The sequence below is a fragment of the Amycolatopsis australiensis genome (assembly GCF_900119165.1).
Classification (GTDB): domain Bacteria; phylum Actinomycetota; class Actinomycetes; order Mycobacteriales; family Pseudonocardiaceae; genus Amycolatopsis; species Amycolatopsis australiensis.
In genome coordinates this window covers 9,104,803-9,115,762 of the sequence record NZ_FPJG01000006.1, presented here as the reverse complement: position 1 = coordinate 9,115,762, position 10,960 = coordinate 9,104,803, and the positions used below count along the sequence as shown (strand labels likewise).

Below are 10,960 nucleotides of genomic sequence, written 5' to 3'. Positions count from 1 at the left end.
CGGCACCCGTACGCCTTCGTCCGGCAGGCGGCCGACAAGGTCCGGACCATGATGTCCTCGCCGGAGCAGCGCAAGCACTGGTTCCAGGAACAGGCCGCGAAAACGAGGCCTTCGCGAAACTGCCACGGGCCAAGGCCTGGGCCCGAGAGCTCTACCAGGGGTGGATGAAGTGAACAAGGTCGCCGCGGTCGTCGTCACCTACAACCGCAAGGACAAGCTCGGCAAGGTGCTCGACCACATCCTCGCCCAGAGCCACGCCCCCGAGTGGGTCGTCGTCGTCGACAACGCGTCGACCGACGGCACCGACGCGCTGCGCGCGTCGTACCAGACCGACCAGGGTGACCGTGCTGCGCCTGGCCGAGAACACCGGCGGCGCCGGCGGCTTTTCGGCGGGCATGGCCAAGGCGTACGAGCTGGGCGCCGACTTCCTCTGGATCATGGACGACGACTGCTACCCGCATCCCGACGCGCTCGAGGAGCTGGTCAACGGCCTCGAGAAGGCCGAACAGACCCTCGGCCACCAGATGCCCTTCGCGTGCTCGGTGGTGAAGTGGACCGACGGCAGCATCTGCGAGATGAACAACCCCGGCACGACCTGGGACTGGGGACGGCTGCTCTCGCTCGGGCAGCAGGCGGTGCTCGTCAACCACTGCTCGTTCGTGTCCGTGCTCGTCCCGCGCTGGACGCTGACCCGGTTCGGGCTGCCGCTGACCGACTACTTCATCTGGTTCGACGACATGGAGTACACGCTGCGTGTCTCCAAAGCCGCGCCGGGCTCCAGGTGCTGAGCAGCGTCGTCGTGCACGACCTCCCGGAGAACCGGGGCGTCAACTTCGGCCAGATCAACCACAAGAACGTGTGGAAGTACGAGTACGGCGCCCGCAACGAGCTTTCCTACCGGCTGCACCACGAAAGCCCGCTCGCGGCCGCCGGGTTCGCCTACCGCGTGCTCAAGGGCATGGCGCAGGGGCACGTTTCCCGGTCGCTGCGGCTGCGCATCGTCAAGAGCCTCCTGCGCGGCGTGAAGTTCAACCCGAAGCCGCGGTTCCCGCGCTCGGTGCTCTGAAGCCCAGCCGAAGGCCCGCGGCGGCGACTGCCGTCGCGGTGCGTTCCCGTCGTTCAGGAGAACTGCGATGAAGGACCTGGTCGAGGACCGGGCGCCGGCGGCCGTCCCGGAAAGCGATCCGGCCGCCGGGGAAGCCGGCAGCACCAGATCACGGAGGCTCGGCGAGCGCTTCCGCGCATGGCGTCTCCTGGTCGGCGCCCCCTCCCGGGCCACCCTGTTGATCAGCGGCCTGCTCACGATCCTGACCTGGGAGATGCCGGCGTTTTCACCCATCGAGCCGAAGGGTGACTACGACTACGGGCTCGCCATCGCGATGGCGCGGCACCTCGGTCTCAGCTTCGGTGACCGGATCGCGACGACCTACGGGCCGCTGTACTTCCTGGCGATCCCGTCGACCACGGTCCGGGCCGAGGTCGCCATCGGCTTCCTGTTCTGGTTCGTGTTCGTGACCGGCTGCCTCGCGGCCTGCTTCCAGGCGTTCCAGAGCCGGATCGGCACGCGGTGGGCGTGGGTGGCCTGCGCGGCGATCGCGGTGAGCTTCAGCATCGTCCCGCTGACCAGCGTCATCACCGCCACGCCCGGGTTCGTCGCGGTGCTGGCGATCTGCCACGCGCTCGGCCTGCTGCCGAAGTGGGCGGAGCGCGCCTTCCCGGTCGTGATGGGCCTGACGGTCGCCGCCATGCTGCTGACCAAGTTCTCGGTCGGGCTGATGTGCGGCCCGATCGTGCTGGGCGCGGTGCTGGTCCGGCCCGGCAGGCGGCTGCGGGAGTTCGCCGAGTACGCGGTGTCCGGCGTTGCCGGCCTGTTCGTCTTCTGGGTCGCCGTGGGCCAGCCGCCGGCGCAGGTGGTGCAGTACGTCGTCCGCGCGATTTCGGTCGGCAGCGGGCACGCGCAGTCGATGGGTCTGGAGCCGACGGCGAACGCGTGGGAGTACGTGGTCGCCGCCGCGGCGACGATCGTGCTGGCCGTTTGTGTGGCCAGGGTCAAGGTCGACGGCTGGCGCTGGCCGCTGTGGCTGGGTCTGCTGGCCGGCGTGTGGCTGTTGTTCAAGCAGGGGTTCGTGCGGCACGACTCGCATTCCGCGCAGTACTTCGCCGTGGTGTTCGCGCTCGCCGTGCTGCTGGCGGTGTTGCGGCGCAGCGCGGTGCTGGCGGTGGTCGCGGCCGTCTCCCTGGTGGCGCAGGCGGTCAGCTTCGGCGGCGGGCTGTGGACTATCGACCCCGGCCGGTCGCTGCGCACGTTCGCCGAGGGCGCCACGATCGTCGCGTCCGGCTCGCATCGCGACGACATCCAGGAGGAGGGCGGGGCGGAGCTGCGCAAGCGCACCGACGTGCCGCAGCGGTTCCTGACCCGGATCGGCCGGGAATCCCTCCGGACCGAGCCGTTCGACCAGGCCATCGCCTGGACCTACGGGCTGACCCCGGCGATCCTGCCGACACTGCTGAACTACGGCGCGTACACCGAGCTGCTGGACAAGATGAACGAGGCGTGGATCGCCGACGACGTCAACGGTCCCCGGTTCATCATCCGGGAGAACACCAGGACGACGCTCGACGGCCGGTTCGCGCTGTGGACCCGCCGCGCACCGAGCTCGCCGAGACTTGCCGGTACCACCTGGTCGATTCCACGGACCACTGGCTGCTGCTCGAGCGCGGCCCCAACCGCTGCGGTGCCGAACGGGAGCTGTCCAGCGTCCAGGTGGCGGCAGGGCAGGCCGTCCCGGTGCCCAAGGCGGACCACGGCGTGGTCGTCGCCCGGGTGTACCCGGAGCAGTCCCCGCTCGAGCGGGTGTGGGCGTTCCTGTTCAAGCCCGGCGTCCTGGACATCAGTCTCGACGGCGAGGCGTTCCGGCTGCCTTGGACGCACCAGGACGCACCGCTGATGGTCGCGGCACCGCAGGAGGAGTCGGTCGCCCTGTCCGGACGGCCGCTGGCGGCGGGAACCCTGTCGATGAGCGCACCCCGGCCGCGTGTGTTCTCCGTGGTCGACCGGCCATGACGGCGTCCGAACACGACGGAAGGTCCACAGTGGACACAAGCGGCGACGGTGCCGTGCTCACGGCGATCCCGGCGACGTCCGACGCGAGCGGGTCCCGTGTGGCCAAAACCGTTGCGACCGGCCCGCGGACATCGCCGGCGGGCACATCGGCCAGCTCACCGGCATCCGGGCGGTGGCCGCGTTGTGGGTGCTCACCTTCCACTTCCGGCCGGAGCTGCTGAAGGCGTTCGGTTCCTGTACCGCTGGTCCCGGTGTTCAACGTGGGCTACCTCGGCGTGGACCTGTTCTTCGTGCTCAGCGGCCTTCATCCTGACCTACACCCACCTCGACCGGATGACCGAAGGCTGGGGACGAGAAGATCGCCGGGTTCCTGTGGCTGCGGCTGTCCCGGATCTGGCCGGTGCTGTTCTTCATGTTGCTCGTGTGGGGTGCCTACCTCGCCTTCTCGCTCGAGACGAACAACGACGGGCGGCTGCAGGCCGCGCTGAACCCGGCGCGCTTCCTGGCCCACGTGTTCCTGGTGCACGCCTGGGACACCACGCACCACGACTGGAACCCGGTCGACTGGTCGCTGAGTGCCGAATGGCTGGCCTACCTCGTCTTCGCCGTGCTGGTGGTGCTGCTGGCCAGGATGCTCGCCCACCTCGCAGCCGGGCGCTCGTGCTCGTGGCGGCGGTCCTCGCGGTCCCGATCGTGGTGGTCGGCCTGGGCTTCCAGGACGGCGCCGACCTGCTGTGGAACGACGACAAGATCGTGGCGGGCATCGTCCCGTTGCGGGTGCTCACCGAGTTCTTCCGCCGGCGCGGTGGTGGCGTTGCTGGTCAAGCGGCACGGTTCGGCCGTGCAGCTGCCCTGGTTCTTGAAGCCGACGGCGATCCTGGTGGCGATCGTGCGGCCCTCTACGTCGTGCAGCTGTGGGACCCGGCGCGACGGCTGCGCTTCGGCAGGACTGGCGGATCAACGGCCACCTCAATTGGGGCTCCACGGAAACCATCGTGGTGGTGCCGCTGTTCCTGCTGCTGATCGGCTCGCTCGCGGTCAGCGGGCGGACCCCGCGACCAGGCTGCTGTCCGGCCGGGTGCTGGTGTGGGGCGGGAAGATCTCCTTCGCGCTGTACATGGGACACTGGCTGTTCCTCGACCTGATGCGCAGACGATCTCGACCAAGCTGGCCCTTCCCGACGAGCGGCCGGGTGGCAGAGCTGGCCGTACCGGCTGACCGTGCTGGTGGCGATCGGGCTGCGGGTGCTGGGCGCCCACTTGGTGTACCGGTTCGTCGAAGAGCCGTGCCGCCGGGCCATGCGGGCCCTGCTTCCCGCGTCGATGCGGGTTTGAGCTACGGAAGGAACAATCCCATGCGCGATGCCCTCCGCCGGTACCTGCGGGCCGACCGGCTTCGCCATTCTCTGCGGGACAAGGTCTCGCGGGCCGTCGAGGAAGCCGTCGGCCGGCACTTCGCCGAGCAGTCCGCCAAGCTGGACGCGCTGAGCCGCGAGGTCGCCGAACTGCGGCAGCAGCTGCCCGGTGAGACCCGCGGCCAGGCCGATCGGGTGGTCGAGCACCTCAGCCACTTCGAGCACCGCGCGCGACGCGACCTGATGTTCGCCGGGGAGGCCGAGGCGGCGCAGCGCAGCGCCGAGTTCGTCCGCGACCACATGAAAACCGCGCGCCCGTTCCCGACTCCGCACAGCACGCTCGAACACGCGCTGACGCTCGCGCCCCAGGGTGGGCTGGCGCTCGAGTTCGGCGTGTACTCGGGAACCACGCTGAAGATCATCGCGAACGCCCGCGGCGGCGAGTCGGTGTACGGCTTCGACTCGTTCGAGGGACTGCCGGAGACCTGGCGCTCGGGCTATCCCGCCGGGACGTTCGACATGGAGAGCCTCCCCGACGTGCCGGGCGCCGAGCTGGTCGTCGGCTGGTTCGACGACGTGCTGCCCGGATTCCTCGAGGCGCATCCCGGACCGGTCGACTTCCTCCACGTCGACTGCGATCTCTATTCGTCGACGAAGACCGTCCTGGAACTCGTCGGCCCGCGGTTGCGGCCGGGTTCGATCGTGGTGTTCGACGAGTACTTCAACTATTCGGGCTGGCAGGAGCACGAGCACCGGGCGTGGCTGGAGCACGTCGAGGCGGCCCGGCTGCGGTTCGAGTACGAGGCCTACACGGTCGACCACGAGCAGGTCGCCGTGAAGGTGCTCGGCTAGGCGGCGCCTTCGCTGGGCCGCTTGTGGTAGGTGTCGACGTACTCCTGCCCCGAGATCTCGAGGATCGCGTACATGACCTCGTCGGTGACCGAGCGGCGGATCGCCGGTGAGTAGTCCTGGCCTTCGTACCGCGAGAAGTCCAGCGGCTTGCCGAACGTGATGGCGATCTTCGCGCGGCGGGGGATCTTCGCGCCCTTTGGCTGGAGGTTCTCCGTGCCCGTCAGCGCCACCGGGACCACCTTCGCGCCCGTTGCCAGTGCCAGTGCTGCGACGCCCGTGTGGCCTCGGTGGAGCCTGCCGTCCAGGGAGCGGGTTCCCTCCGGGTAGATCGCGAACACGCCGCCCGCGTCCAGCACCTTGCGGGCCGCCTCCAGTGCTGCCAGGCCCGCCTGGGCGTTGCCGCGCTCCACCGGGACGTAGCCCAGGCCGCCCAGGAATCCGGCCAGTGCCCGGCCCTTCAGGCCCTTGCCGGCGAAGTACTCCGCCTTGCCGAGGAACTTGACCTGGCGCGGGGTGGCGAACGTGATCACGCCGGTGTCGAGCGCGGCGCGGTGGTTGGCCGCCAGGAGCACCGGGCCCGTCGTGGGCACGTTCTCCACGCCGTGCACCTCCGGCCGGTACACCGCCCTGGCCAGCGGTCCCAGCACGAACCGGACAAGCTGCGCGATCAAGTGGTCCTCCTCCTCAGGGTGCGGTGACACCAGCATGGCACGATCGTTACCCGTGAGTTGGTTCGAGCGGCGTACGTGGCAGGAGCCCGGTTGGACGCCCGAGGACATCGTGACCGCGAAGGGTGACCGGACGGTTTCGGTCGTGCTACCGGCGCTGGACGAAGAGCGGACCGTGGGCGACGTCGTCGCGTCGGTGCGGCCGCTGGTCGGCGGCGTCGTCGACGAACTGATCGTCATGGACTCCGGTTCGACGGACGCCACCGCGCAGGTCGCCGAGGCCGCGGGCGCGCGCGTGGTCCGCCGCGAGGACGTCCTGCCGGAGCTGCCGCCGGTGCCCGGCAAGGGCGAGGTCCTGTGGCGCTCCCTCGCCGCGACCAGCGGCGACCTCGTCGTCTTCCTCGACTCCGACCTCGTCGACCCGGACCCTTCGTTCGTGCCGTCGCTGCTCGGCCCGCTGGTCTGCGAACGCGGCGTCCACCTGGTCAAGGGCTTCTACCGCCGCCCGCTGCGGCTGGAGAGCAGCGGCGGCGGCCGGGTGACCGAGCTGCTGGCGCGGCCGGTGCTCTCGGCGTTGCGCCCGGCGCTCGGCGGGCTGGTCCAGCCGCTCGGTGGCGAGTACGCGGGCACGCGCGAGTTCCTCGAATCGGTGCCGTTCGCCGCCGGGTACGGCGTCGAGATCGGGCTGCTGCTCGACGCCGAAGCGCGCTACGGCCTCGACGGGCTCGCGCAGGTCAACCTCGGCGTCCGCAAGCACCGGAACCGCTCGCTGCTGCAGCTCGGCACGATGTCGCGGCAGATCCTGGGCACGGCGCTGGACCGCTGCGGCGTCCCGGCGGCGGACGCGCCGTTCACGCAGTTCGTGCAGGTCGACGAGGAATGGCTGCCGGACATCACCGAGGTCACGGTGGCGAACCGGCCGCCGATGCGGGAAGTGCTCGCCCGTCCTCGAGGGTGAGGACCTCGTCGAAGCCGGCCAGGTGCTCGGGACGGTGGGTGACGAGGACGACCGTGCCCTTCGCCGCGGCGAGGACCCGCGCGAGGACCGCGTCGCCGTGGGCCGGGTCGAGGCCTTCGACGGGCTCGTCGAGCACCAGGACCGGCGGGGCCGCCAAGACGGCGCGGGCCAGGACGAGCCGCTGCCGTTGACCGCCGGAGAGGGCGTCGCCGTCCGGACCGGTCTCGCGGTCCAGGTCCAGGTCGAAGCCGGCGGTGGCGCAGGCCGCTGCCAGCTCCGCGTCGGTGGCGCCGGGTTTGGCGATCAGGAGGTTTTGGCGGACGGTCGCGTGGAAGACGTGGGCGTCGGCCTCGGCGCCGGAGATGATCTGCGACAGGTCGGCGTATTCGCCCAGCGGATGGCCGTCGAGGGTCACCTGGCCGTCGGTCGCGGTTTCGGTGCCGAGGAGCAGCCGGAGCAGGGTGGTCTTGCCCGCGCCGCTGGGGCCGAGGACGCCGACGCGCTTGCCGGGCGGCAGGTCGAGGTCGATGTCACGGAGTGCCGGTGCGCGGCCGGGGTGCCGCACGCCGGATTTCGTGAGCCGGAAGTGTCCTGTCCGGACGGTGCGCGTGCCGGGAACCGGTTGTGGCGTGGTGAGAACGGCCTTCACGCGCCCGGCGGACGCGCGGATCTCGGGAACGCGCCGGGCGGCGCCGATGAGCGGCAGGACGACCTCGAAGGCGGTCATGGCCGCGAGGGTGAGGGCGGCGGTCCACGGCACGGAGGCGTGGCACAGCAGCGCGACGGCGACGGCGGTGCCGAGCTGGACGAGCGTCCCGGCGGCGGTGAGCAGGGCCGTCCGGCCGGCGGCGGTGCGTTCACCGCGAGCGAGGTCGTCGACGACGCCGGTCGCCCGGGAGCGGTGGTCGTCGAGCGCGCCGGCGGCGACGAGCTCCCGGTGCCCGGTGACGAGTTCGACGGCCCGCTCGGCGAGTTCGGCCTTCTTCGGCGCGTCGTCCGTGGTCGCCCTGCCGGTGATCCGGATGACTGTCCACGGCAGCAGCACTCCGGCGACGAGCAACCCGGCCGCCAGCACCAGGGCGGCGGCCGCGGAGGCGGTGGCGGTGACGACGACGGCGGTACTCCCGACGATCGCCGCCACTCCGGCGGGCAGGAGCCACCGCAGGACGGCGTCCTGCAGAGCGTCCACATCGGACACGAGCCGGGTGACGAGGTCCCCGCCGGAGTAGCGGAAGCCGGGAACGAGAGCCTGGTAGACCCGTCCGCGCAGGGACCCCAGCCACCGCAGGACGACTTCGTGCCCGGCAAGCCGTTCGGCGTACCGGAGGCCGCCGCGAAGCAGGGCCAAGGTCCGGACGGCGACGATGGCGACGGTGAGCGCCCCGAGCGGAGGCCGTTCGGCGGCGCGGAGAAGCAGCCAGGCGGCGGTGGCCATGAGGGCGAGGGCGGCGAGTTCGGCACCGGCGCCGAGCAGAGCGGCGCGCAGCAGCCGGAGTACGTCGTTTCTCGAGAGGGCCCAGACGTTCACGCCGGCACCTCCACGCGCACCCGGCCGTCGCGCAGTTCCACCACGCGGTCCGCCAGGGACACCAGCGCCGGGCGGTGGGCCACCAGTACCGCCGTGCGGTCCGGCAGCAGCCGCCGGGTCGCCGACAGCACCGCCGCCTCCGTCCGGGTGTCCAGGCGGGCCGTCGGCTCGTCCAGCAGGACCAGGCCCGCCGACGTCCGGGCCAGCGCGCGTGCCAGGCCGACCCGCTGGCGCTGACCCGCCGACAGCACCTCGCCCAGTTCACCCACCTGGGTGGACAGACCCGCCGGCAACCCCGCCGCCACCGGATCCAGTGCCGCTGCCCGGGCCGCCGCCGGGACGTCGACCTCGGCGCCCAGCGCGATGTTGGCTTCCAGCGACCCGCCGAACAACGTCGGCCGCTGCGGGACCCAGGCCACCTCGGCCAGCCAGTCCGCCGGCGACAGCGTCCGCAGGTCCGCCCCGTCGACCAGCACCCGCCCCGACGACGGCGGCACGAACCCGAGCAGCACCGCCAGCAGCGTGCTCTTCCCCGAGCCGCTCGGCCCCACCAGCGCCACGTGCGAACCGGCCGGCACATGTAGGTCCACATCGGACAGTGCCGGGACGCTGTCGTAGACCACCGAAACCCGTTCCAGAGTCAGGGAAGGCGCGCCTCGGCGGCGGGTGAAAGCACCCGCAAGTGTGGACACCACCGGCACCGCGAGCGCCTCCCGCAACGCCGTCAACCCCTCGGCCGCCGCGTGGAACTTCGCCCCCGCCGCCCGCAACGGCAAGTACGCCTCCGGGGCCAGCACCAGCACCAGGAGACCCGTCCGCGCGTCGAGACCGCCGGACAGCAGCCGGAACCCGATCGGCACCGCCACCAGGGCGACCGAGAGCGTCGCGACCAGCTCCAGCACCAGCGACGACAGGAACGCCACCCGCAACGTCTTGAGCGTCGCGTCGGCGTGGGCCGAAGCCATCGCGCGGACCGTCGCGGCCTGCGCCGACGCCCGGCCGAACACCCGGAGCGTCCCGAGCCCCCGCACGACGTCGAGGAAGTGCCCGCCCAGCCGGACGAGCAGCGCCCACTGCCGCGCGGTCCGCGCCGCCGTGTGCTTGCCGACGAGGATCGCGAACACCGGGATCAGCGGCAGCGTCGCCGTCACCACCAGCGCCGACACCAGGTCCGTCGTGAACAGCCGCACGACCACCGCGGCCGGCACCACCACCGACACCACCAGCGACGGCAGGTATCCGGTCAGGTAGCTGTCCGTGGCGTCGACCCCGCGCGTCACCTGCGTGGCGACGACACCCGCGCGATCGGCGCGCGAATCGAGCAGCCGCCGCCGGAGGCCGGCGCGCACCGTGGCCGCGTAGCGTCCACTGAGGACGGAGTGGCCCCAGGTGAGCGTGGCCCGGCCGATGACGGCCACCACCAGGAAGAGCGAAACCCCGCCGCCGGTGAGCAGCGTGGCCAGCCCTTCGGCCTGGAGCAGCACCGCGCACGCGGTGAGCACCCCGAGCGCGGCCACCACGGCCAGGTACCGCCGGAGTCCGGGCAGAGCAGGCACGGCGTCCCCCTAGAAGTGCAGCAGCGAGCGCTGATCGACGGGATGCCGGTGGGCGCGCCAGGTCAGCCACTGCACGGCCACCAGCACCACCACCGACGGCGCGGCGAACCAGCCCAGCACCCCGAGCGTCCCGGGCGCCGTCGCCGCCTCCGTCACGTCGAGCGTGTGCGCCGAAGAGACGAACACCGTCGGGAATCGCAGCAGGCCGACGAGCAGCGCCGGGCACGCCGAAAGCACCATCGCGCCGACGAGCGCCACCCGGTACCGCCGCGCGCGAAGGCCCCACCACACGGCACCCAGCGCCGAGAAGGCCAGCGCGACCACAGCCGCACCGAAAGGCGTGACGCCGTTCAGCGCGAAGAAGCCCCACGCCGTCGCGATGACCAGGAACGCGAGCACCGGCGCGGTGAAGGACCGCGCCAGCCGCACCGCCCGGCCGGTCAGCTCCGCGGGCGCCCGCACCGCGAGGAAAGCCGCGCCCTGCAAGCAGAACAACGCGACGAACCCGAGCCCCCACAGCACCGCGTAGGGATTGAAGAGCGCGAGGACGTCGGCCACCGGCGGCAGCCCGTACACCAGGTTGCCGAGGAACAGGCCCCACGACAACGCCGTCACGAGCGCGCCGCCGACGATGCCCGCGGTCCAGGCGCCGCGCGGCGCGTCCGGGCGTCGGCTGCGCAGCTGCATCGACGCGGTGAACGTGACCAGGCCGAGCAGCAACGTCACGACCAGGACGTACGCCCCGGCGAACACCTGGCCCTCCAGGTGCGGGAACGCGCCGAACAGCAGGCCGACGGCGGCCACCAGCCACACCTCGTTGGCCAGGAAGAAGGGCCCGAGCGCGCCGAGCGTCTGCCGCCGCTTCCGCTCGCCGGCCTCGAACGACGGCAGCAGCATCCCGACGCCGTAGTCGTAGCCGGCCAGCGCGAAGTACCCGCAGGTCAGCAGGCCGAGCACGCACCACCAGAAGGTCACCACGG

General features: G+C 71.7%; 9 protein-coding genes and 1 pseudogene. 6 read left to right on the top strand and 4 right to left on the bottom strand.

Features of this window, described 5'->3' with window-relative positions; translation table 11 throughout:
* Nucleotides 1–160 precede the first annotated feature (160 nt).
* The 5 genes and pseudogenes from BT341_RS47215 to BT341_RS43330 all read left to right on the top strand — a co-directional run bounded on the left by BT341_RS47215 (nucleotide 161) and on the right by BT341_RS43330 (nucleotide 5,270).
* Nucleotides 161–788: pseudogene (locus BT341_RS47215) on the top strand (glycosyltransferase family 2 protein).
* An 11-nt stretch (nucleotides 789–799) separates the two neighbouring features.
* Nucleotides 800–1,066 carry a hypothetical protein gene (locus tag BT341_RS47210; RefSeq protein WP_245805407.1) on the top strand — a complete coding sequence of 89 codons (267 nt, stop codon included), beginning with the start codon at nucleotides 800–802 and terminating at the stop codon, nucleotides 1,064–1,066.
* 67 nt (nucleotides 1,067–1,133) lie between these two features.
* Nucleotides 1,134–2,948, top strand: coding sequence for a hypothetical protein (locus tag BT341_RS43340; RefSeq protein WP_245805291.1), 1,815 nt, complete (start codon nucleotides 1,134–1,136; stop codon nucleotides 2,946–2,948).
* Between the two features lie 776 nt (nucleotides 2,949–3,724).
* Nucleotides 3,725–4,087: a hypothetical protein gene (locus BT341_RS47205; RefSeq protein ID WP_245805290.1), complete on the top strand. Its 363-nt coding sequence runs from the start codon at nucleotides 3,725–3,727 to the stop codon at nucleotides 4,085–4,087.
* 331 nt (nucleotides 4,088–4,418) lie between these two features.
* Complete coding sequence (locus BT341_RS43330) at nucleotides 4,419–5,270, top strand: class I SAM-dependent methyltransferase (protein ID WP_072474470.1); 852 nt, start codon at nucleotides 4,419–4,421, stop codon at nucleotides 5,268–5,270.
* On the opposite strand, the gene BT341_RS43325 is transcribed toward BT341_RS43330, so the two are convergent.
* Entirely contained in the window at nucleotides 5,267–5,941 is a 675-nt protein-coding gene (locus BT341_RS43325; RefSeq protein ID WP_072481718.1) for a lysophospholipid acyltransferase family protein, read from the bottom strand. The genes BT341_RS43330 and BT341_RS43325 overlap by 4 nt on opposite strands.
* Nucleotides 5,942–5,993: 52 nt before the next feature.
* Between BT341_RS43325 and BT341_RS43320 the strand changes: the two genes are divergently transcribed.
* Nucleotides 5,994–6,896 carry a glucosyl-3-phosphoglycerate synthase gene (locus tag BT341_RS43320; protein ID WP_072474469.1) on the top strand — a complete coding sequence of 301 codons (903 nt, stop codon included), beginning with the start codon at nucleotides 5,994–5,996 and terminating at the stop codon, nucleotides 6,894–6,896.
* Here the strand turns inward: BT341_RS43320 and cydC are convergent.
* From cydC to BT341_RS43305, 3 genes are read right to left on the bottom strand one after another with little or no spacing between them, the layout of a single operon-like run.
* Nucleotides 6,841–8,424 (bottom strand): thiol reductant ABC exporter subunit CydC, encoded by a 1,584-nt coding sequence (cydC, locus tag BT341_RS43315; protein WP_072474468.1) that lies wholly within the window; start codon nucleotides 8,422–8,424, stop codon nucleotides 6,841–6,843. The genes BT341_RS43320 and cydC overlap by 56 nt on opposite strands.
* Complete coding sequence (gene cydD / locus BT341_RS43310; RefSeq protein ID WP_245804861.1) at nucleotides 8,421–9,980, bottom strand: thiol reductant ABC exporter subunit CydD; 1,560 nt, start codon at nucleotides 9,978–9,980, stop codon at nucleotides 8,421–8,423. Before cydD ends, cydC begins: the two co-directional genes overlap by 4 nt.
* A gap of 9 nt (nucleotides 9,981–9,989) precedes the next feature.
* Nucleotides 9,990–10,958 (bottom strand): cytochrome d ubiquinol oxidase subunit II, encoded by a 969-nt coding sequence (locus BT341_RS43305; RefSeq protein ID WP_072474466.1) that lies wholly within the window; start codon nucleotides 10,956–10,958, stop codon nucleotides 9,990–9,992.
* Nucleotides 10,959–10,960: the final 2 nt, after the last annotated feature.

Bases quoted from the DNA above. Each gene is read 5' to 3' on its own strand.
- BT341_RS43330 (WP_072474470.1), top strand. From the start codon at position 4,419: ATGCGCGATGCCCTCCGCCGGTACCTGCGGGCCGACCGGCTTCGCCAT.
- BT341_RS43340 (WP_245805291.1), top strand. From the start codon at position 1,134: ATGAAGGACCTGGTCGAGGACCGGGCGCCGGCGGCCGTCCCGGAAAGC.